The sequence below is a fragment of the Acinetobacter sp. TW_SC_4 genome (genome assembly GCF_054861205.1).
Genome location: NZ_CM142174.1, coordinates 902,097 through 924,284, shown reverse-complemented (window position 1 = coordinate 924,284; position 22,188 = coordinate 902,097). Strand labels below are relative to the sequence as shown.

16 protein-coding genes and 1 tRNA gene are annotated in these 22,188 nt (G+C 41.8%); 6 read left to right on the top strand and 11 right to left on the bottom strand.

Going from position 1 to position 22,188, the window contains the following annotated elements; genetic code table 11:
- Positions 1-53 precede the first annotated feature (53 nt).
- Positions 54-968 carry a sulfate adenylyltransferase subunit CysD gene (gene cysD / locus ACWM1W_RS04305; protein WP_034170514.1) on the bottom strand — a complete coding sequence of 305 codons (915 nt, stop codon included), beginning with the start codon at positions 966-968 and terminating at the stop codon, positions 54-56.
- A gap of 317 nt (positions 969-1,285) precedes the next feature.
- Here cysD and ACWM1W_RS04300 point away from each other — a divergent pair, with 317 nt between their 5' ends.
- From ACWM1W_RS04300 to ACWM1W_RS04290, 3 genes are all read left to right on the top strand, one after another.
- A complete protein-coding gene (locus ACWM1W_RS04300; protein WP_208462619.1) occupies positions 1,286-1,828 on the top strand; it encodes a hypothetical protein in 543 nt (180 codons plus the stop codon).
- A 271-nt stretch (positions 1,829-2,099) separates the two neighbouring features.
- Positions 2,100-2,735 carry a YqiJ family protein gene (locus ACWM1W_RS04295; protein WP_208462618.1) on the top strand — a complete coding sequence of 212 codons (636 nt, stop codon included), beginning with the start codon at positions 2,100-2,102 and terminating at the stop codon, positions 2,733-2,735.
- Positions 2,736-2,786: 51 nt separating this feature from the next.
- Positions 2,787-4,505, top strand: a complete 1,719-nt coding sequence (locus tag ACWM1W_RS04290; protein WP_208462617.1) for a flotillin family protein — start codon at positions 2,787-2,789, stop codon at positions 4,503-4,505.
- A 101-nt stretch (positions 4,506-4,606) separates the two neighbouring features.
- Here the strand turns inward: ACWM1W_RS04290 and sucD are convergent, their stop codons facing one another.
- From sucD to sdhC, 9 genes are all read right to left on the bottom strand, one after another.
- On the bottom strand, positions 4,607-5,497 hold the full coding sequence (gene sucD, locus ACWM1W_RS04285) for a succinate--CoA ligase subunit alpha (protein WP_005234623.1): 891 nt from the start codon (positions 5,495-5,497) through the stop codon (positions 4,607-4,609).
- A gap of 11 nt (positions 5,498-5,508) precedes the next feature.
- Complete coding sequence (sucC, locus tag ACWM1W_RS04280; protein WP_104426439.1) at positions 5,509-6,675, bottom strand: ADP-forming succinate--CoA ligase subunit beta; 1,167 nt, start codon at positions 6,673-6,675, stop codon at positions 5,509-5,511.
- 184 nt (positions 6,676-6,859) lie between these two features.
- On the bottom strand, positions 6,860-8,293 hold the full coding sequence (lpdA, locus tag ACWM1W_RS04275) for a dihydrolipoyl dehydrogenase (protein ID WP_004782973.1): 1,434 nt from the start codon (positions 8,291-8,293) through the stop codon (positions 6,860-6,862).
- Positions 8,294-8,353: 60 nt separating this feature from the next.
- A complete protein-coding gene (gene odhB, locus ACWM1W_RS04270; protein ID WP_208462616.1) occupies positions 8,354-9,574 on the bottom strand; it encodes a 2-oxoglutarate dehydrogenase complex dihydrolipoyllysine-residue succinyltransferase in 1,221 nt (406 codons plus the stop codon).
- A gap of 18 nt (positions 9,575-9,592) precedes the next feature.
- Positions 9,593-12,415, bottom strand: a complete 2,823-nt coding sequence (locus tag ACWM1W_RS04265; RefSeq protein WP_005234618.1) for a 2-oxoglutarate dehydrogenase E1 component — start codon at positions 12,413-12,415, stop codon at positions 9,593-9,595.
- Between the two features lie 822 nt (positions 12,416-13,237).
- Positions 13,238-13,948 carry a succinate dehydrogenase iron-sulfur subunit gene (locus tag ACWM1W_RS04260; RefSeq protein ID WP_034170519.1) on the bottom strand — a complete coding sequence of 237 codons (711 nt, stop codon included), beginning with the start codon at positions 13,946-13,948 and terminating at the stop codon, positions 13,238-13,240.
- 14 nt (positions 13,949-13,962) lie between these two features.
- Complete coding sequence (locus ACWM1W_RS04255) at positions 13,963-15,861, bottom strand: FAD-binding protein (RefSeq protein ID WP_034170520.1); 1,899 nt, start codon at positions 15,859-15,861, stop codon at positions 13,963-13,965.
- A 12-nt stretch (positions 15,862-15,873) separates the two neighbouring features.
- Positions 15,874-16,239, bottom strand: coding sequence for a succinate dehydrogenase, hydrophobic membrane anchor protein (sdhD, locus tag ACWM1W_RS04250; protein WP_004782980.1), 366 nt, complete (start codon positions 16,237-16,239; stop codon positions 15,874-15,876).
- Complete coding sequence (sdhC, locus tag ACWM1W_RS04245) at positions 16,239-16,637, bottom strand: succinate dehydrogenase, cytochrome b556 subunit (RefSeq protein ID WP_034705238.1); 399 nt, start codon at positions 16,635-16,637, stop codon at positions 16,239-16,241. The genes sdhD and sdhC overlap by 1 nt, the downstream gene beginning before the upstream one ends.
- Before the next feature lie 1,002 nt (positions 16,638-17,639).
- Between sdhC and gltA the strand changes: the two genes are divergently transcribed.
- The 3 genes from gltA (at position 17,640) to ACWM1W_RS04230 (ending at position 21,587) form a co-directional block, all read left to right on the top strand.
- Entirely contained in the window at positions 17,640-18,914 is a 1,275-nt protein-coding gene (gene gltA / locus ACWM1W_RS04240; RefSeq protein ID WP_004782984.1) for a citrate synthase, read from the top strand.
- 170 nt (positions 18,915-19,084) lie between these two features.
- Positions 19,085-19,588, top strand: a complete 504-nt coding sequence (locus ACWM1W_RS04235) for a hypothetical protein (protein WP_034170521.1) — start codon at positions 19,085-19,087, stop codon at positions 19,586-19,588.
- A gap of 373 nt (positions 19,589-19,961) precedes the next feature.
- Complete coding sequence (locus ACWM1W_RS04230; protein WP_034170522.1) at positions 19,962-21,587, top strand: NAD+ synthase; 1,626 nt, start codon at positions 19,962-19,964, stop codon at positions 21,585-21,587.
- A gap of 204 nt (positions 21,588-21,791) precedes the next feature.
- Here the strand turns inward: ACWM1W_RS04230 and ACWM1W_RS04225 are convergent.
- Positions 21,792-21,868, bottom strand: a tRNA-Met gene (locus tag ACWM1W_RS04225).
- Positions 21,869-22,188 lie beyond the last annotated feature (320 nt).

Genomic DNA, 22,188 nt, shown 5'->3' with positions numbered 1-22,188 from the left:
AAGGGAGACTTTTTCTCCCCTCTTTGGAAAAGAGGGGCCGGGGGAGATTTCTCTTAGAAGTAACCTTCCTGCTTTTTCTTTTCCATCGAACCTGCTTCATCATGGTCGATCATACGGCCTTGACGTTCAGATGTGGTCGCTAAAAGCATTTCCTGGATAATTTCCGGTAAAGTTGTTGCAGTTGATTCAACTGCACCAGTCAGAGGGTAACAACCTAAAGTACGGAAACGAACCGATTTCATTTGTGGCACTTCGCCTGGATTCAGGCGCATACGCTCATCATCAACCATAATCAGCGTACCATTACGCTCAACGACTGGACGTTCAGCAGCTAAGTACAATGGAACAAGTTTGATATTTTCAAGATAGATATATTGCCAGATGTCCAGCTCAGTCCAGTTAGACAATGGGAATACGCGAATACTTTCGCCTTTGTTCACTTTACCATTGTAAAGGTTCCAAAGTTCTGGGCGCTGGTTTTTCGGATCCCAACGGTGTTTAGAGTCACGGAATGAATAAACACGTTCTTTGGCACGTGATTTTTCTTCGTCACGACGTGCACCACCGAAAGCAGCATCAAACTGATATTTATCCAAAGCCTGTTTCAAGCCTTGGGTTTTCATAATGTCAGTATATTTAGAGCTACCATAGTCAAATGGGTTTACGCCCGCATCACGACCTTCTTTGTTCTGATGCACGATCAGATCAAAGCCATGTTCTTTGGCCATGTTGTCACGGAACTTGATCATGTCTTTGAATTTCCAGCCGGTATCTACATGAAGTAGCGGGAATGGAAGTTTTGCAGGATAAAACGCTTTCAGTGCTAAATGCAGCATGACTGCTGAATCTTTACCGATTGAATAAAGCATAACCGGATTTTCAAACTCGGCAGCAACTTCGCGAATGATGTGAATACTCTCAGCTTCAAGCTGTTTAAGATGAGTAAGTCTTTCCTCATTTAATGACATGGACAACCTGCGTATTACACGTGTACTTATTACACTTTATAAAATTTATATTCATTATAGTGATTAACTTCTCATAACGATTGCTTGTTTTGTGATATTCATATATTAAAACGTCATATAAAAATTCACTAATATCAACTATCAGTTTTTATGAATCTGATAGCTTAGCTAAATAAAGACAATTGATTGTTTAGTCAAAGCACTCTGGAAGATTACTTTTAGTAATGAAATGATATATTAATCATCTAAACGGACAGTTCACATCGTGGTGAAAAAAAATTAGAGTAGGATTAGTTCTTCCAATTTATAAACTATGTATGCCTTATAACGAATTTGATTTAGATACTTTAAAATCCCGTCTGGAACAGGCAAAACTTGCCGGTTTTATTTACAAGCACCAGCAACATATTTTGGTTCTTCAGGAACCCTATACTGAAGATGGCAGTCCATTAAATATTTATATCCAGCATGAACTGACAACGGATCAGATTGGCGTGCAGTTTGGCCTGCGTAAGCTGAATGGTCAATGGGAATACCTGCTCGGTATAACTTATAGCAACCAGCAGGCAGGTTACGAAATAGGTGCCGGCAATCTGAGAGGCGATCAAAAGGCTTTTAACCTGCTTTATGCTTTCTATAACTATCCTAAAGCATTCTTCTTGGTGACCTTACCTTTGTCTGCAAATACTCAGGTATTGGAACAGGCTCTCGACGAACAACTATTTAATCAGCCTGAACTTAAATTTCTGGAGACTGCAGTAAAAACCAATCCAATGGGCGAACAGGTGCAATGGATGAAGAGCTATATCCTGCAACAAGCCCTAGAAATGAAAGTTCGTATCCAGACCGCCATCCTTTAGTTTTTTTATACATCTATATAGGGATAGAAAAGCAGGCGTACATCAATTGCTTTTCTACTCTTTAGATAAAACCTCAGATTCGCCTACCTATAAAATAGTCGACATTTGTTAGCATCAAAGAAAAGCCCATCACATATTTTTAATTTTTAGATTTTATCAAGCTATCGCAATAGGGAATTTTGTTGTTTTTTTGCTTACAATTTTATTAATAACTGTTATCTTTAACAGGGTCATAAAATTTTTATAAAACCATAATTAGAGACAGAAACTCATGTGGGAACTGTTCACTCATCCTTCCAACATTGTATTTAGTATTAGTTTAAGTCTGATGCTGATGTTTGCTGCCTTGGAATGTGTCTTGCTGATGCTGGGAGGCGGCTCCCAAAATATGTTCGAACAATTCCTGCCTGAAGAACCGCTTCACTCGGAAGTAGGTGTTGATCAGCATGCTGGCCTGCTCAATAAAGTATTCGACTGGCTTTATCTGGGTCGCCTGCCTCTCTTTATCTGGCTCATTATTTTCCTGACCAGTTATGGTCTGAGCGGATTATTAATCCAAGGCCTGTTCGAACGATTTACCAGCCAGCTTTTAAATGCATGGATTATTTCCCCTGCCTGTTTATTTTTATGCATGCCGATTGTACGTGGGCTGTCCGTGCTTGCTGCCAAAATTCTGCCTCAGGATGAAACCATCGCGATCTATAGCGATGAACTGATCGGACGAACCGCTACCATTATTCTGGGAGATGCCAAAGCTAACTCCCCTGCGCAGGCCAAAGTTCAGGATCAGCATGGTAAGACCCATTATGTGCTGGTCGAACCTGAACTCAATGAAATATTTAATCAAGGTCAGACAGTTGTTCTGACTCAAAAAACTAAAAATGGCTTTCAGGCTATTGAACTTTAATTAAACCAATTTCCTATAAAAATCAAGCTTGCCCAAAGAGACTTTAGAACAATGCTAAATTTTGATTTATATAATGTTTTGATTATTGCGGGGATTATATTCGTTGGCCTAGTCACCTTCGGATTAATCATTGCACGTTTATACCGTCGTTCCAGTAAAGAGATTTCCTTTGTACGTACCGGTTGGGGTGGTGAAAAAGTGATTTTAGGCGGTGGAGCTTTGGTACTTCCGGTGCTACATGAAATCATTCCAGTGAATATGAATACCCTACGTCTGGAAGTCCGCCGTGCCGATGATCAGGCGCTGATTACCCGTGATCGCATGCGTGTCGATGTAATGGCTGAATTTTACGTACGCGTTAAGCCAACTGCCGATTCGATTGCAACTGCAGCACAAACTCTTGGTCAAAAAACCATGTCGCCAAATGAATTGAAAAATCTTGTGGAAGGCAAATTTGTCGACTCTTTACGTGCGGTAGCTGCTGAAATGGCCATGGAAGAACTACATGAAAAACGGGTCGACTTCGTACAAAAAGTACAGCAAGTGGTATCTGAAGATCTGCACAAAAATGGTCTGGAGCTTGAAACTGTTTCTTTAACTGGCTTAGATCAAACTGGCTTTAAATACTTTAATCCGCAAAATGCTTTCGATGCTGAAGGTTTGACCAAACTCACTGAAACGATTGAAGATCGTCGCCGTAAGCGTAATCATATTGAACAGGATACAGATCTGGCCATTAAAGCCAAAAATCTGGAAGCCGAGCAAGCACGTCTACAAATTATCCGTGAAGAAGAATATGCCAAACTGCAACAGGAACGTGAAATTTCGATTCGCCGCGCTGAACAGTTAGCTGAAATTGCAGCTCAGGAAGCTGCAAAAAAACGTGAAGCGGAAGAAGCTCGTATTGCTGCTGAACGTGAAGTAGAACTGAAACGCATTCTGGCAGCTCGTGATGTTGAAAATGAAAACATTCAGAAAGCACAGCTCATTCAAAAAGCCCAAGTTGAACAGAAGAAAACGATTGAACTGGCTGAACAGGATCGTGCGATTGCGATTGCAGAAAAATCTCGTGCTGAATCTGAAGCCAAAGCTTTAGCTGATCAGGCACGTGCTCAAGCGGTTAAAGCGGAAGAAGAAGTCGTCACTGTCCGTCAGATCCAGCAAGCAGAACGTCAAAAAGCGGTTGAACTGGTGGCAGCCAAAGAACAGGCTGAGAAAGATGCGATTGCCATTACCGTTGCAGCTGAAGCTGGCAAGCAGGCAGCAGCTGATGATGCAGAAGCGGTTCGTATAGCCGCTGAAGCCGAAGCTGAAAAAGTTCGCCTGAAAGCCAAAGGTGAAGCGGATGCCAAAGTCTTACTTGCTCAAGCGATGGAGAAACAGTATCAGGTCGATGCTGAAGGTACCCGTGCAGTGAATGAAGCAAATAATGTACTGTCATCTGAACAGGTGGAAATGCAAATCCGCCTAGCCATGCTGAAATACCTGCCTGAAATCATTCGTGAAAGTGTTAAGCCTATGGAAAACATTGATGACATCAAGATTTTGCAAGTCAATGGTTTACATGGCACACATGCGGGTTCTTGTCAGGCAGATGCCCATCATGAAGGCAGCAATGTTGCCCTCTCCGATCAGGTGGTGAATAGTGCTTTGCGTTATCGTAGCCAGGCACCTTTGATTGATAGTCTGATGAATGAATTAGGCATTCAGGGCGGTGACATCAATGGGCTGACCCAAAGCCTGAAAGCTAAAGCTGGTGTAGATAGCTAAATACTCAATTTTCGAATTATCATTTAGTTAGACTTTAATTTTCTTTTACAGCAATTATAAAAAAGCCCTCAAGAGTGAGGGCTTTTTATCAGCTTAATAAATTAAGCTAAACCTTTTTCTTTCAAGACCTGAAGCATGGTTGAACCCAGCTCAGCAGGACTACGTGTATACGCCATTCCCGCGCGTTCAAAGGCTGCAAACTTCTCTTCAGCAGTTCCTTTACCGCCGGAAATGATGGCACCTGCGTGACCCATACGCTTACCTTTCGGCGCTGTGACACCGGCGATATAACCTACCACTGGCTTGGTCACATGTGACTGAATATACTCAGCTGCTTCTTCCTCAGCAGTACCGCCAATTTCACCAATCATGATAATGGCTTCAGTTTGTGGATCTTCCTGGAACAGTTTCAAGCAATCAATCTGGTTCATGCCTGGAATCGGATCACCACCGATCCCGATACATGTAGACTGTCCAAGACCTAATTTAGTGGTTTGTGCAACCGCTTCATAAGTTAAAGTACCTGAACGTGAGATAATGCCGATCTTACCTGGCTGGTGAATATGACCCGGCATAATCCCGATCTTACACTCGCCTGGCGTAATGATACCCGGACAGTTTGGACCAATCAGACGCGTGCCATTACCATTGGTTTCCAAATAACGTTTGGCTTTCAGCATATCCAGTGTTGGTACACCTTCAGTAATCACAACGATCAGCTCAATACCTGAGTCAACAGCTTCTACAATAGAATCAAGTACAAAAGGTGCAGGCACATAAATTACAGAAGCATCAGCTTGAGTTTCTTGCACCGCTTCACGCATAGTATTAAATACTGGCAGATCCAGATGTGATTGACCACCTTTACCCGGTGTTACTCCACCAACAACTTTAGTGCCGTAGGCAATAGCCTGTTCAGAGTGGAATGTACCGTTCTTGCCTGTAAAGCCTTGGACTAAAACTTTGGTGTCTTTATTAATTAATACGCTCATTGTGATACTCCTTAAGCTTTTACTGCAGCAACAATTTTTTCTGCAGCATCGGCCAGGCCATTTGCAGAAATCAATTTCAAACCAGATTCATCCAGTAACTTGGCACCAAGCTCTGCATTGTTCCCTTCAAGACGAACAACGACAGGCACAGTGACATTTACCTCCTGAACCGCTGCAATAATTGCTTCAGCAATCATGTCACAACGTACAATTCCACCAAAAATATTAATCAAGACACCTTGTACAGAAGAATCTGCCAAGATAATTTTAAATGCTTCAATTACACGCTCTTTGGTTGCACCACCACCCACATCCAGGAAGTTAGCTGGCTGACCACCATAAAGCTTGATAATGTCCATGGTTGCCATCGCAAGACCGGCACCATTGACCATACAACCGATATTGCCTTCTAACGCTACATAGTTCAAATCAAATTCAGACGCTTTCAGCTCACGCTCATTTTCTTGTGATTTATCACGTAAAACTGCGACTTCAGGCAGGCGATACAGTGCATTCGAATCAATGCCGACTTTGGCATCGACACAAAGAATATCACCATTTTCACGTACAGAGAGCGGGTTAATTTCAAATAAAGCAAAATCATTTTCGACAAAAGCTTGGTAAGCAGCTGTCATGACTTTGACAAATTGGTTGATCTGGTTATCTTTTAACTTAAGTGCAAACGCCACTTCACGCGCCTGAAATGGCAATAACCCTACTAAAGGATCAACTTCCACTTTAATGATTTTTTCAGGATTTTCTTCTGCAACTTTTTCAATTTCGACACCACCTTCAGTAGATGCCATAAAAGTAATACGACGGCTAGAACGGTCAACCACCGCACCTAAATAAAGTTCACGTTCAACCGGATAAACATCTTCAGACACCAAAATACTATTGACTGGCTGACCATTTGCATCGGTTTGATAGGTCACTAAACGTGAACCAATAATCTGATTGGCATATTCAGCTGCTTCTTCAGCCGACTTTACCACTTTTACCCCACCCGCTTTGCCACGACCACCTGCGTGAACCTGCGCTTTTAATACTGCAAACTTCCCACCAAGCTGCTCAAAAGCATGTACTGTTTCTTCAGCATTGGTAGCAAGAATACCTTCTTGTACAGGCATCCCATATTTTTTTAATAACGCTTTTGCTTGATACTCATGTAAATTCATTGATTAACCTTTTACTACTTATTTGACTTTGTTATTACACGTATTCCCAATATTTCTTGGTTCACATCAATCAATATTGGTATTTTTGGATCTTAAATTTTACTTATCTTTATTTTTAGATGATTATTCATTCAAAAACAACCATCAAATGTAAAAAGAGCAGCCGGAGCCGCTCTTTGAAGAATTACTTACGCTTACGTTGGATCGCGTGAATCGCACGACCATCGACTGCAAGAGCAGCTTCATGTACGACTTCAGAGAATGTTGGGTGACCAAACGTCATCAACTGTAGATCTTCAACTGAAGATACAAACTCAAGTGCAATCATACCTTGGTGAACGATATCAGACGCAGCAGGTCCAATCACGTGCATACCTAGTAGACGGTCAGTTTTTGCATCAGCAACAAACTTCACGAAACCTGCACCTTCACCAGCCGCCAAAGCACGACCATTTACAGCAAAACCGAATTGACCAGTTTTCACTTCATGACCTTTTTCTTTGGCTTGCTCTTCTGTTAAACCTACCCAAGCCGCTTCCGGATGAGTGTAGATGACAGAAATGATAGTGTCATAGTTCACTTGAGCAGCATGACCGTGGATACGTTCAACAGCCATTACGCCTTCTTCCATTGCTTTATGTGCAAGCATTGGACCACGTACTAAGTCACCGATTGCGTATACGCCTTCAACAGAAGTTGCACACCAGTCGTTTACTTCAACCAGACCACGCTCAGTCAGTTTGATACCTGAATCTTCAGCCAATAGGCCTTCAGCATAAGCACGACGACCCACACAAACGATCAGCTTATCGAAAGTCTGTTCTTTGTCTTCGCCGCCTTGGCTGTATTTAACAGTCACTTCACGACCATTAACTTCAGTACCAGAAACTTTCGCACCGATACGGATATCAAGACCTTGTTTGGTCAGTAATTTTTGGTAGTCTTTTGCTAATGCTTTGTCAGCCATTGGCAAGAATGCGTCCATTGCTTCAAATACAACAACTTCCGCACCGAGACGACGCCATACTGAACCAAGTTCAAGACCGATTACACCAGCACCGATCACACCAAGACGTTTAGGCACTTCTGGGAATTCAAGCGCACCAGTTGAGTCCACGATCAGGTCTTGATCTACAGGAGCAACAGGAATATTTACTGGTACAGAACCAGATGCAAGAATGACATATTTAGGCTCTAAAACCTGAGTTTCGCCTTCATGCGGTACGAACTCAACTTTTTTACCAGCAAGTAATTTACCAGTACCCTGTAACCATTCGATGCCATTACCTTTAAGTAACTGTGCAACGCCACCAGTCAATTGCTCAACGACTTTGTCTTTACGCGCTAGCATTTTAGACAAATCGAAAGCAACTTCACCCGTTGTAATACCGTGGTCATCTAAATGCTTAACAGTATCTTCATAACGGTGAGAAGAATCTAGAAGTGCTTTAGAAGGAATACAACCGACGTTTAAGCAAGTACCGCCTAAAGAAGGTTTACCTTTATGAATACGTTTTTCGATACATGCAACTTTAAAACCAAGCTGTGCAGCACGAATTGCAGCTTCGTAGCCACCTGGGCCACCACCAATTACAACTAAATCGAATTGTTGAGACATTATTCTCTCCAAAAATGGGCCTAGAGGATCACCCTAAGCCCATGGATTTATTCTTTAAAATTAAAGATCAAGGATCAGACGAGCTGGTTCTTCTAACAATTCTTTGATTGTTACAAGGAAACCTACAGCTTCTTTACCATCAATGAGACGGTGGTCATAAGAAAGCGCTAGGTACATCATTGGCAAGATTTCAACCTGACCATTCACTGCCATAGGACGTTCCTGGATTTTATGCATACCCAAGATCGCAGTTTGTGGAGTGTTCAAGATTGGAGTTGAAAGTAATGAACCGAAAGTACCACCGTTGGTAATTGTGAAAGTACCACCAGTCATGTCTTCAATCGCAAGTTTACCTTCACGCGCTTTCCCAGCGTATGCACGGATGCCGTTTTCAACTTCAGCATAGTTCATGCGGTCTGTATCACGAAGAACAGGAACCACTAGACCACGGTCAGAAGAAACCGCTACACCAATGTCATAGTAACCATGGTAAACAATGTCGTCGCCATCGATCGATGCATTCACTGCTGGATAGCGTTTCAGTGCTTCAGTCGCAGCTTTAACGAAGAATGACATGAAGCCTAGACGCGCACCATGACGTTTTTCAAACGCTTCTTTGTACTGGTTACGCATTTCCATGATTGGTTTCATGTTAACTTCGTTGAACGTAGTCAACATTGCTGTTTCTTGAGTTGCAGCAAGCAGACGTTCAGCAACACGTTTACGCAGACGAGTCATTGGAACGCGTTTTTCAATACGTTCACCAACCGCAACGCTTAACGGTGCAGCAGCAGGCACTGCAGGTTTAGACTGATGGTTCGCAACATCTTCTTTAGTGATGCGACCGCCACGACCTGTACCAGATACGTCAGCAGCATTGATACCAGATTCAGTCAATGCTTTACGTACTGCTGGAGCCTGGTCTTGAACCTGTTGACGCTCAACGATCGGTGCATTACCCGCTTCAGTTTTTGCAGCAGCTTGCTCTACTGATGCTTCAGTTTCAGATTGAACTGCTTGAGTTTGAGTTGCGCCAGATACAGCACCTTCTTCAAACTGTGCAATCACTTCAGCAGAAAGCACTGTATCGCCTTCATTTTTAACGATTGATGCAATTGTACCGTCTGCAGGAGCAACAACTTCTAAAACAACTTTATCAGTTTCAATATCACAGATCACTTCATCACGTGATACTGCTTCACCTGGTTGTTTGTGCCAAGTTGCGATCGTACCATCCGCAACTGACTCTGGAAATACCGGTGCTTTAATTTCGGTTGCCATTATTTAGAATCTCCTGGATTATTCAGCATCGATCGCTAGAGCGTCGTTAACGAGCTGAGCTTGTTGTTTTGCATGCAAGTATGGTGAACCACACGCCGGTGCAGCTGAAGCTTCACGGCCTGCGTAACTAATACGGATTTGTTTGCCCGCTTTCATCACATCGTCATATAAACGAGGCGCGATGAACAACCAAGCACCTTGGTTTTTCGGTTCTTCTTGTGCCCAAACCAGTTCTTTAACGTTTGGATACTGAGCAAGAACTTCTGCAAGACGTGCTTCTGGGTACGGATACAATTGTTCAATACGTACAATTGCAGTGTTGTTCAATTCTTTTTCACGACGTTTTTCAACCAGATCGTAGTAAACCTTACCACCACACAATACCAGACGGGTTACGTCTGCTTTGTTGATGTTATCTACTTCGTCGATCACAGTCTGGAATGTACCGTTAGCCAGTTCTTCCAGATTAGACACCGCTAATTTATGACGAAGCAATGATTTAGGTGACATGATGATCATTGGCTTACGGATCGGGCGGATTGCCTGACGACGTAACGCGTGGAAGATCTGTGCAGGTGTAGTTGGAGTCATCACTTGCATGTTATCTTCAGCACATAGTTGCAAGAAACGTTCCAGACGTGCAGATGAGTGCTCAGGGCCTTGGCCTTCGAAACCGTGTGGCAGAAGCATAGTCAGACCACATACACGTTCCCATTTGGTTTCACCAGATGAGATGAACTGGTCAATCACCACCTGCGCACAGTTTGCAAAGTCACCGAACTGAGCTTCCCAGATGATCAGGCTCTTAGGAAGAGTCGTCGCATAACCATATTCAAATGCCAGTACTGCCATTTCAGACAATAAAGAGTCATAGATCGCAACGCGCGGTTGGTTCTCTTTGATGTGGCAAAGTGGAATATAAGTTGAGCCATCTACCTGGTTATGCAGTTTTGCATGACGGTGTGAGAATGTACCACGACCCACGTCTTCACCAGTTAAACGAACCAGATAACCATCATCTAGCAGTGATGCATAGGCTAGAGTTTCAGCAGCACCCCAGTTCAGCGGCATTTCACCAGTTTGCATTTTCAGACGGTCGTCAATCACTTTAGATACCTGACGCTGCATCACGAAGCCTTCTGGAAGCTCACGCATTTTGCGACCAAGCTCTTTAAGACGTTCTAGATCACATGTAGTATCCCACTCGTCTGTGTATTCATGGCCCAGGTACGGTGTCCAGTCTACGAACATTTTCTTGTTCGGCTCTAGAACCAGTGCATTGGCTACATGTTTACCGGCTTCAAGATCAGAACGGTATTGTTCAACCATTTGATCTGCAGTTGCGCGATCAAGTACACCTTCTTGAACCAGTTTGTCGGCATAAAGCGTACGAGTGGTCGCTTTTTTGTTGATCACTTGGTACATCATTGGCTGAGTTGCAGCTGGTTCGTCCGCTTCGTTATGACCACGACGACGGTAACAGAACATATCGATCACGACGTCTTTACGGAAAGTATGACGGAAGTCATGTGCAAGCTGAGCTACAAATAATACAGCTTCCGGATCATCACCATTCACATGGAAGATCGGTGCCTGGATCATTTTCGCGATGTCAGTACAATATTCTGTAGAACGTGCATCACGTGGATCAGATGTGGTAAAACCAACTTGGTTGTTCACTACGATATGAACTGTACCACCTACTGTGTAACCACGAGTCTGTGACATTTGGAAGGTTTCTTGGTTTACGCCCTGACCTGCAAATGCAGCATCACCGTGAACAATCACTGGTAACACGTCATCGCCGCCAATGTCTTTACGACGGACTTGACGTGCACGTACAGAACCTTCAACTACAGGTCCAACGATTTCAAGGTGAGATGGGTTAAACGCCAATGCCAAGTGAACTTCACCACCTGGAGTCATCACGTTAGAAGAGAAACCTTGGTGATACTTAACGTCACCAGAACCTTTCTTGTGTAGTGATTTGCCTTCGAACTCACCGAACAGGTCAGCCGGGTTTTTACCCATGATGTTAACCAAAAGGTTCAGACGACCACGATGTGGCATACCGATTACGACTTCTTTACAGCCTACAGAACCGGCACGCTGGATCAATTCATTCACCATAGGAATGAAAGACTCACCACCTTCAACACCAAAACGTTTTGCACCCACGAATTTATTACCGAGGTATTTTTCCAGACCTTCAGCCGCAGTTAAACGTTCAAGAACATGTTTTTTCTGATCAGCACTCAGGCCATATTGACCACGTGCGCTTTCAAGACGTTGCTGGATCCAGCGTTTTTCTTTGGTATCCACGATATGCATGTATTCAGCACCGATAGAGCTACAGTAAGTCGCTTCCATCGCTTGAACCATTTCGCCCAAAGTCGCTGCTTCCTTACCAATCGCAAGGTTACCGGTATTGAATATAGTGTCCAGATCAGACTGAGTTAAACCGTGCGCAGAAAGATCAAGATCTGGCACAACTTCGCGTTTAGCCAGACCTAATGGATCCAGTTTTGCTTTTTGGTGGCCACGGTTACGGTACGCAGCAATCAGCTGTAAAACGCCAATTTGACGACGTTCATGCTCTGAACTTACTGTCGATTGGATAACAGGCTGAATACGGCTTGAATTGCGACCTAAAAGTAGGAATTGCTCACGTACATTGCTGTGTGGTTGATCACCTTTTGGGAATTTATCGAAGTACGCTCTCCAGTCAGCACCCACTGAGTCTGGAGCAGTGAGGTACTGCTCATAAAGTTCTTCAATATACGCTGCACTATCAGCGGAAAGTTCAGTGTCAAGACGCAGAGCGTCAGCAACTTCTTGCATTTGTGGACCCATTTCCTATTGCAAAAACATTTTCAGGATGCTTTTTAAGCAAAACCCAGGATTAGTAATGTCAAATTGATAATTCAACATTAGTCCCCCATAAGGCATAAGCCATGAGGCGTTATCACCACACCAAGAAAATTCTTGATATGTTTAATGAACAATAACGCCCCTCAGCGGCATCATCACTCATTAAATACCCGATCGTGACCGAGCAATTTTTTGCAAATCGACTTAGAAAAAACAAAGATTTAAACTATATTTTTTCTAAAGCGACTTTGACTTACATTTATATACCAGTCTCTACTTTTTCCGTGTTTAAAAAATGTACACCGGCCCACACATTTTTTAAATATAGTCTTGTGCTAAATGCTATCACGATCTCGACTAATCAATTGATTTTTTTGACGAGAAACGCATGTTTTTTAGTCAAATACTTCCGTCAGAAATTACTCTAACATAGGGAGCTTTAAATGAAAAACACATTCAGCGTAGACTAAAGTCCTACATCTTTTTGATAAACAAAAAGAGAGTAAATCTTCCAATCCACTCCCTTTACAACTTTGCGTTATATAATAACATTATTGAAAACCTTTTTCAGTCCAGAATTACATCTAAAAATCATAAATACCTTAAACAACATCATAATAGTGCATAAATCCGACCAAAATGTTCTGCAATGATTCATCACCCGATTTGATCATATAAGATACAGCACCAATAACAGCAGTTTTCACTACCACTGTTCATTTATGGAGCTCTATAAAGCAAAAAGCACACCAAGTGGTGTGCTTTTTGAAAAACTGTTGATTGCAGTCTAAATTAGCCAGCCATATCTAGAAGCATGTTACGGATGTGACCGATTGCTTTAGTAGGGTTCAAGCCTTTAGGACATACAGATACACAGTTCATGATACCTTTACAACGGAACAGAGAGAACGGATCGTCAAGACGAGCCAGACGCTCTTGAGTACCTGTATCACGCGAATCAATGATGAAGCGGTATGCATTCAACAATGCTGAAGGACCCAAGAACTTGTCTGGGTTCCACCAGAATGATGGACATGAAGTTGAACAACATGCACAAAGAATACATTCATACAGACCATCAAGATGTTCACGTTCTTCAGGAGACTGCAGACGCTCTTTAGGAGGTGCAGGCTGGTTGTTGATCAAGAACGGATGAATCTTGTTGTACTGATCGTAGAACTGGTTCATGTCAACTACAAGGTCTTTAACTACTGGAAGACCTGGTAGTGGACGGATTGTGATTGTTTCTGGTAAATCATTCAGGTTCCACAGACATGCAAGACCGTTTTTACCATTGATGTTTACACCATCAGAACCACAAATACCTTCACGACATGAGCGACGGAACGTTAAAGATTCGTCTTGTACTTTTAAGGCCAGAAGTGCATCAAGCAACATACGGTGCTTGTCAGTCAATTCCAGTTTAAAAGTTTGCATGTACGGTGCTGCATCCTTATCAGGATCGTAGCGGTAGATATTAAATGTACGAGTACCTCTACTCATCTTACTTCTCCGAATTAGAATGTACGTGGTTTAGGTGGAATCGCATCAACCGACAATGGACGGTAACGCACTGGCTTATACTCAAGACGGTTGTCCGCAGAGAACCATAATGTGTGCTTCATCCACTCATCATCACGACGACCGTATGGGTATGCAGGATGGTCAGGAGACTCTTCAAAGTCTACTACCGTATGCGCACCACGGCATTCTTTACGCGCTGCAGCTGAAATTAGAGTCGCTTTAGCAACTTCATACAAGTTTTCAACTTCAAGTGCTTCAATACGTGCTGTGTTAAATACTTTAGATTTGTCTTTCAAGTGAATGTTGCGCACGCGCGGTTCAATTGCAAGAATCTGTTTCACACCTTCTTCAAGAAGTGCAGATGTACGGAATACACCAGCGTGGTCTTGAACGATATCACGAATCGCATCAGCAACTTCTTGAGCATTTTCACCTGTAGTTGATTCGTCAAGTTTACGAATACGTGAAACAGTTTGCTCAAGTACAGTTGTAGGAAGCGGTTCATATTCATCACCGTGGTGTTTAGTCACATAATCGATGATGTGCTGACCGGCAGCCTTACCAAATACAACCAAGTCAAGCAGTGAGTTTGTACCTAGACGGTTTGCACCGTGTACAGATACACATGAACATTCACCGATCGCATAGAAGCCTTTCACTGGTTTCGTGAAGTTGCGACCTTCTTGGTTAGTAGAATAGGTATCAGTATTCTTGTCGTAGTTCGTTACTAGAGGTTCAGATTCTGGAGACTCAGGAACAACTACCTGACCATGAATATTCGTAGGAATACCACCCATTTGGTAATGGATTGTTGGTACTACAGGAATTGGCTCTTTAGTAATGTCGACGTTCGCGAATTTCTTGCCAATCTCGAATACAGATGGCAGACGTTTCATGATGGTGTCAGCACCCAAATGAGTCATATCAAGAAGGATATAATCGCCTTTAGGACCACAACCACGACCTTCTTTGATTTCCTGGTCCATAGAACGTGATACGAAGTCACGAGGAGCCAAGTCTTTCAGAGTCGGTGCATAACGTTCCATGAACGGTTCGCCGTCTTTGTTACGAAGGATTGCACCTTCACCACGACAACCTTCAGTCAACAGTACGCCTGCGCCCGCAACACCTGTAGGGTGGAATTGCCAGAATTCCATATCTTGTAATGGAATGCCTGCACGAGCTGCCATACCAAGACCGTCACCAGTGTTGATATAAGCATTAGTAGATGCACGGTAAACACGACCAGCACCACCTGTAGCGAACAATGTAGCTTTCGCCTGGAATACGGCAATTTTACCAGTTTCCTGGTCAATTGCTGTTACACCTAGTACATCACCTGCTTCGTTACGGATCAGGTCAAGCGCGATCCATTCAACGAAGAACTGAGTACCCATTTTAACATTGCTTTGATAAAGCGTATGAAGAAGCGCGTGACCTGTACGGTCGGCTGCAGCACATGCACGTGGAACTGCTTTTTCACCGTAGTTTGCAGAGTGACCACCAAACGGACGTTGGTAAATCGTACCGTCTGCGTTACGGTCAAATGGCATACCTAAATGTTCTAATTCGTATACCACTTGCGGTGCTTCGCGAGTCATGAACTCGATCGCGTCCTGGTCACCTAACCAGTCAGAACCTTTAACTGTGTCGTAGAAGTGGTAATGCCAGTTATCTTCTTGCATGTTACCAAGAGATGCACCGATACCACCCTGCGCTGCTACAGTGTGAGAACGTGTTGGGAATACTTTAGTCAGTACCGCAACTTTCAAACCTGCTTGAGCAAGTTGGTAAGAAGCGCGCATACCAGAACCACCACCACCAACGATAACTGCATCGAAAGTTTCGTGTGGAATATTTGTGTAATCTTCTTTAGGGGTTATAGCGCCCATGATTGTTTCCTATCAATTCGCCCAAAAAATCTGGATTGCCCAGATCGCATATGCAAATACAGCAATAATCACTGCTGAAGTCAGTACAAGGCGTAAACCTGATGCTGATGGACCCATTTGACGAGTAGTCACATAGTCAGTGAATACCTGCCACATACCGATCCATGCATGCGCAACAAGAGATAAGACTGCCAACAAAGACATAATCTTCATTGGAACTGTCATCATAAAGCCGTACCATTGCTCGTAGTTGAAGCCACCATTCAGTAGGATCCAACCAAACACCACAACGGTATAAACAGCTAGAACTACAGCACTAATGCGTTGGACAAACCAATCACGAGAACCTGAACCTGTTAAACCAGTAGCACTTTTCATTAGAGTACGATCCATACAAATGCTGCAACAATACCGATTGCAGACAAGATTAATGAAATAGTAGCTGCAGTACGACCGCTTTGCAGTTCTTCTGCAACGCCGATATCTGCAAGTAAGTGCTTAATACCAGTGAACAAATGATAAATTAAGCCGGCTACAAATACCCATACGATAAAGCGAACAAAGAAACCGTTAAAGATTTCCTGCACTTCAGCAAAACCTTCTGCTGAAGACAATGATTTATCCAACAGCCACAAAAGGACCGGTACGAGTAAAAATACGATGACACCTGAAAGACGGTGTAGAATTGATGCAATAGCCACGGGTGATTTTAAGTTTACTTCTAAAACTTGACCCATGGACAAATTGACAGGTCTGTTGCTTTTCACAGCGGGCATCCTGTAGTTAAAAACTCCATCCGGAGTTTGTTGGAATTAATTCGAAGGAAAGCTGGCATTATCAGGCAAATACATGCCTAAACATAAAACGACACTGAATTATAAAACGTGAACTATTAAAATACAAACAACTGTATTTGGCTTTTTAAATAAAAAACCTTTAAATAAGAATCATTAACAACAACTTTAAGTTCTCCCCTACTTGCTTTATCTTCATATTTTCATTCTAGATATTTGTTTTTTAATAATTAACCTGATTAATTTAGCCTGTTATGTAGCCAAGCTTCGACTAAGTAGATTTAGACTAAAGATGAACGGTAAAAATGTAATTCTGCCCCTAAGTCCTTTAATCCCAAGTAAAATCATAAGGATATATTTCACAAATAAATAATGACTATTTATATAGAGGTATCTCAATTTGGAATTTTTGTACCAAAACCTACTTATCTCTTTGTAGATCATAGTTTTTTTGATGTTTTTAGACATTTTGGATTCAAAAAAACACTTATTTATTTTTGTTTAAGTTGCATTAAACAAAGTGAAGCAAATTTGCGAGCTATTTTTTAGCCGACTAAAGACAGCTAAAAAGAAAATTTATTGCTTTTATTTATAATTCAAGTTTGAAGTAAAAACTTAAGGAAATCGATGTAAGTTACGAGATTTATATAATTTTAAGTTGCAGCCTTAAAATATTTTCTCAATTTCTGCTTTATTTTTTGCTAGGAAAAAACGCTTACAAATACGGCAGAGACTATATTTTTTTCTGCACCTTCTGTTCAATTTGACTTATTATAGAGGTTTGGTACTGTGATTTTATTAAACTTTTTATACCAAGATAAATGACTAAACCACTGTGAGAATGTCATTTTTCATCCATAAGTATAATTGACAAAATTTCAGTAGCCACTAATCTTATAGCAAATTTTTGATCCGTCCGTTTTGTGCATTAAAAGATTGATAGGCAACTCGGATATACATTCACCAGGACAGGAGATCTATTGAATGTCTGAAGCAACTGGCAAGAAAGCCGTTTTACAGCTTGATGGCAAAGAAATTGAATTACCAATTTACAGCGGCACATTGGGCCCAGATGTAATCGACGTTAAGGATGTGTTGGCTGCAGGTCACTTTACTTTTGATCCTGGTTTTATGGCAACAGCTGCATGCGAGTCTAAAATCACTTTCATCGATGGTAATAAAGGTGTTCTTTTACACCGTGGCTACCCAATTGACCAGTTAGCAACTAAAGCTGATTACCTAGAAACTTGCTACTTACTTCTTAATGGCGAGCTTCCAACAGCTGAGCAAAAAGAAGAATTCGACGCTAAAGTTCGTAACCACACTATGGTTCACGATCAAGTAAGCCGCTTCTATAACGGTTTCCGCCGTGATGCTCACCCTATGGCAATCATGGTTGGTGTTGTTGGTGCGTTGTCTGCGTTCTATCATAACAATCTGGACATCGAAGATGTTAACCATCGTGAAATCACTGCGATTCGTTTAATCGCTAAGATTCCTACTTTGGCGGCTTGGAGCTACAAATATACTGTTGGTCAACCATTCGTTTACCCACGTAACGATTTGACTTACGCTGAAAACTTCCTGTACATGATGTTTGCTACTCCAGCAGACCGTGACTACAAAGTAGATCCAATTCTTGCGAAAGCAATGGACCGTATCTTCACACTTCACGCTGACCACGAACAAAATGCTTCTACGTCTACAGTACGTTTAGCTGGTTCTACTGGCGCTAACCCATATGCATGTATCGCTGCTGGTATCTCTGCACTTTGGGGTCCTGCTCACGGTGGTGCGAACGAAGCTGTTCTTAAGATGCTTGATGAAATCGGCACTGTAGAAAACGTTGCTGGCTTCATGGAAAAAGTGAAAACTAAAGAAGTTAAACTCATGGGCTTCGGTCACCGTGTGTACAAAAACTTCGATCCACGTGCGAAAGTAATGAAAGAAACTTGTGACGAAGTTCTTGGTGCTCTTGGCATCAACGATCCACAGCTTGCTCTTGCTATGGAACTTGAACGTATCGCACTTTCTGACGAATACTTCATCAAACGTAACCTTTACCCTAACGTAGACTTCTACTCAGGTATCATCCTTAAAGCGATTGGTATCCCAACAGAAATGTTTACTGTGATCTTCGCGCTTGCTCGTACAGTTGGTTGGATCAGCCACTGGTTAGAAATGCACAGCGGTCCTTACAAGATCGGTCGTCCTCGTCAGCTTTACACTGGCGAAGTTCAACGCGACATCAACCGTTAATTCGGTTAGCGTTGAAAGACGTAAGAAACCACCCTTCTGGGTGGTTTTTTTATGACTGACAAAAACCAACACAACCAAGATGTGAAAAACTTAAAATAGTAAACCTGAAGAATTTTCAATTTCTGCAAATTTCTAGAAATTACTCTTATATCGTTAAGGATTGAGTTTTAATGCTGTTTTACCTGCTTCCCTTCATCCTGAGAATGATTCGTTTTGATCAGTTTAAAAGCCGGAGTCTGACTTCAGGAGAAATCAAGCTTTGCCAGCAAGTCTTTGCTGACCTGATTGACTATTCAGCAGTCCGTGTCATGAATCACCCTTTCCTGCCTTGGCAATCCAAGCATGTGATTATGGCACCAAGTGGTTATATTCATGTGCGTAACCTGAATTATCGGGACGATTATTCTAAAGAAAGCCGTTCTTATCAGGCGCTTTTCATTCATGAAATGGCGCATATTTATCAATATCAGCAGAATATTAATGTGTTGTTTAAGGGTGCTTTTTTGCAAGCCGCTTATTTTTTAAGTATGGGAAAATATAATCCTTACAAATATCAATTTAATCCCAACAAATCCTTTTTAGACTATAACATTGAACAACAGGGAGATATTGCACGCGATATTTTTCTAAAAAAAATCCCTAATATTATTTTAAAAAATCAGTTAAGCAGATGATATTGAATATTTTTCACTCAAGTATTCTGTTGATTTCTATTTTTGGAAAATAAACTCATTTAAATCCAATTGAGTATTTTTTTGCATTTACCAGAATAAAAAAGCACCATAATAAATCATTTCTGATCATAACTTTGTATATCTGTTTCAATTCTCCTGAAACAGCTCTAGCATCTGCCTCAAATTTCGATAAAATAAGCCAAGTATGATATTTGTAGCTCGCAAATCAAGATTTAATGATCATGCGGTCATGACTTTTTTAATTTTGGCCATTTGGCATTTTGTTCGTATCAAACTGCACTCAGCTGGATAATTAGAATTTTAAAAATCAGTGATTTAGTGTATTCACCTATAGGAATAGGACTTAATTGGAATGAAAAGTTTTAAAATTGCGATTGCTCAATTCTCTCCACATGTGGGCAATTTAGATGCAAATACGCAGACAATGATAGATTTGGCAAATCAGGCCAAAAAAGATAATGCTGATCTTATTATTTTCCCTGAACTTTCAACTTTAGGTTATCCGGCTGAAGATTTATTAATTCGTCCAAGTCTGGCTAAACGTACAAAACTGGCGTTTGAGAAACTGACTGAAGTAAAAGATATCGTCATGGTCTTCGGGTTTGTCAATCAGGCTGAAGATGGTGAACGCTATAACTCAGCAGCCGTCATGAAAGATGGTGAAGTTTTAGGGGTTTATAATAAGCAAACTCTGCCAAACTATGGTGTATTTGATGAGAAACGCTATTTTGGTGAAGGACATCAGCATCTGGTCTTCGAATATCTGGGACACAAGTTTGGTGTTCTGATCTGTGAAGATGTCTGGTCATTATCTACCGTTCAACAGCTGGCTCAATTAAATATTGATACTGCGCTGGTTCTAAATGCTTCTCCATACGAAGTAGGCAAACCGCAACACCGTATCGATACCATGGCTGCACTGGTCAAACAGTTGAATATCAATTTGGTGTACTGTAACCAGGTAGGTGGCCAAGATGACCTCATTTTTGACGGCACCAGCTTTGTACTTAATAAATCAGGCGAAGTGGCTCTACAAGCGCCTAGCTTTGAAAAAGGCTTGTATATCGCTGAATATGATGCAGAAAAATTAGAGTTCAGCAAAGGCACGATTACTCCAGCCCTAGAAACCATGGCTGAGATTTATCAAAGTCTGGTGACGGCAACTCGTGACTATGTACAGCGTTCAGGTTTCCCAGGCGTGATTCTGGGTCTGTCTGGTGGTATTGACTCTGCCCTGACTCTTGCCATCGCAGCAGATGCGATTGGCCCTGACAAAGTCCAAGCAGTGATGATGCCTTATACCTATACTGCTCAGATCAGTGTAGAAGATGCCACTGAACAGGCGAAAACGATGGGTGTAACTTTCGGTATTGCTGAGATTAACCCGATTGTAAGTGGCTTCTTGCAAACCCTGTATCCATTCTTTGGCAATGCCCCTGTAGATGCTACTGAGGAAAACCTGCAAGCGCGCGCACGCGGTACTTTATTAATGGCGCTTTCTAACAAGTTCGGCAATCTGGTTCTGGCAACCGGTAATAAATCCGAACTTGCCGTTGGTTACTGCACACTATATGGCGATATGGTCGGCGGCTTCGCGGTATTAAAAGATGTTTATAAAACCATTGTGTTTGAACTGGCAAAATACCGTAACAGCATCGCAGAAACTCCAGTAATTCCTGAGCGTGTCATTACTCGTCCACCATCAGCAGAACTTCGTCCAGATCAGGTCGATCAGGATTCATTACCGGCTTATGAAGTGCTTGATGCGATTCTTTATGCTTATATTGAAGAAGATCTGAGCCAAGATGACATCATTGCCAAAGGCTTTGAAGCTGAAGTCGTGAAAAAAGTGATTCGTCTAGTTGATATTAACGAATACAAACGTCGTCAAGGGGCAATTGGTCCACGTATCAGCTCGCGGTCTTATGGTCGTGAACGTCGCTATCCAGTCGTTAATGGTTGGAAAGCAGGTATCTAAGTTTTAACAAAACTAGATTAGCCATAATGCCCAAGTAAATGCTTGGGCATTTTTTTATCTTTAAGCAATAAATAGGGTTAAGAAATTAAAAGAAGATTCAAAAATTTAAACAGAAAGAAATTTAGAAGAACTTTCTCTTAATTTTTTATTAATATTTTTATGGTACAAAAAAAGAGACCAAGCTGAGAGCTTGGTCTTTAAAAATGGTGGCTATGACGGGACTTGAACCTGTGACCCCCGCATTATGAGTGCGGTGCTCTAACCAACTGAGCTACATAGCCGTAAACTGTGTGCGCATTATCGTAATTTCAGGTTGTATCGTCAAGCATTTTAAACCACAAATGTTCAGTCTTTATGCAAATTAATCATAAACCCTTAAACTTTGTACAAATCATGCTTTAATTCGAAACCTATTAGCAAATACTATGAAAATTAGTATCTTTTTTTAAAGCCAAATCTGAATCGAAGTCGTATCAAATAATATTTAATTTTAAGAATAACTTGCTGAAGAAACAAAATAAAAAGTGAATCTACTACCTTTTCCTATCGCTATAATGCTTTTCCAAATATGGCCAATAGTATCTCTGGATTAAAGCAAAAC

Excerpts from the sequence above, each read along its gene's own strand:
- ACWM1W_RS04265 (WP_005234618.1), bottom strand. The coding sequence starts at position 12,415 with ATGCAAGAAGTTGCTGACGCTCTGCGTCTTGACACTGAACTTTCCGCT.
- ACWM1W_RS04230 (WP_034170522.1), top strand. The coding sequence starts at position 19,962 with ATGAAAAGTTTTAAAATTGCGATTGCTCAATTCTCTCCACATGTGGGC.
- ACWM1W_RS04260 (WP_034170519.1), bottom strand. The coding sequence starts at position 13,948 with ATGAGTAGAGGTACTCGTACATTTAATATCTACCGCTACGATCCTGAT.
- sdhC (WP_034705238.1), bottom strand. The coding sequence starts at position 16,637 with ATGCCCGCTGTGAAAAGCAACAGACCTGTCAATTTGTCCATGGGTCAA.
- cysD (WP_034170514.1), bottom strand. The coding sequence starts at position 968 with ATGTCATTAAATGAGGAAAGACTTACTCATCTTAAACAGCTTGAAGCT.
- sdhD (WP_004782980.1), bottom strand. The coding sequence starts at position 16,239 with ATGAAAAGTGCTACTGGTTTAACAGGTTCAGGTTCTCGTGATTGGTTT.
- ACWM1W_RS04290 (WP_208462617.1), top strand. The coding sequence starts at position 2,787 with ATGCTAAATTTTGATTTATATAATGTTTTGATTATTGCGGGGATTATA.
- gltA (WP_004782984.1), top strand. The coding sequence starts at position 17,640 with ATGTCTGAAGCAACTGGCAAGAAAGCCGTTTTACAGCTTGATGGCAAA.
- sucD (WP_005234623.1), bottom strand. The coding sequence starts at position 5,497 with ATGAGCGTATTAATTAATAAAGACACCAAAGTTTTAGTCCAAGGCTTT.
- odhB (WP_208462616.1), bottom strand. The coding sequence starts at position 9,574 with ATGGCAACCGAAATTAAAGCACCGGTATTTCCAGAGTCAGTTGCGGAT.
- ACWM1W_RS04235 (WP_034170521.1), top strand. The coding sequence starts at position 19,085 with ATGCTGTTTTACCTGCTTCCCTTCATCCTGAGAATGATTCGTTTTGAT.
- ACWM1W_RS04255 (WP_034170520.1), bottom strand. The coding sequence starts at position 15,861 with ATGGGCGCTATAACCCCTAAAGAAGATTACACAAATATTCCACACGAA.
- lpdA (WP_004782973.1), bottom strand. The coding sequence starts at position 8,293 with ATGTCTCAACAATTCGATTTAGTTGTAATTGGTGGTGGCCCAGGTGGC.
- ACWM1W_RS04300 (WP_208462619.1), top strand. The coding sequence starts at position 1,286 with ATGCCTTATAACGAATTTGATTTAGATACTTTAAAATCCCGTCTGGAA.
- ACWM1W_RS04295 (WP_208462618.1), top strand. The coding sequence starts at position 2,100 with ATGTGGGAACTGTTCACTCATCCTTCCAACATTGTATTTAGTATTAGT.
- sucC (WP_104426439.1), bottom strand. The coding sequence starts at position 6,675 with ATGAATTTACATGAGTATCAAGCAAAAGCGTTATTAAAAAAATATGGG.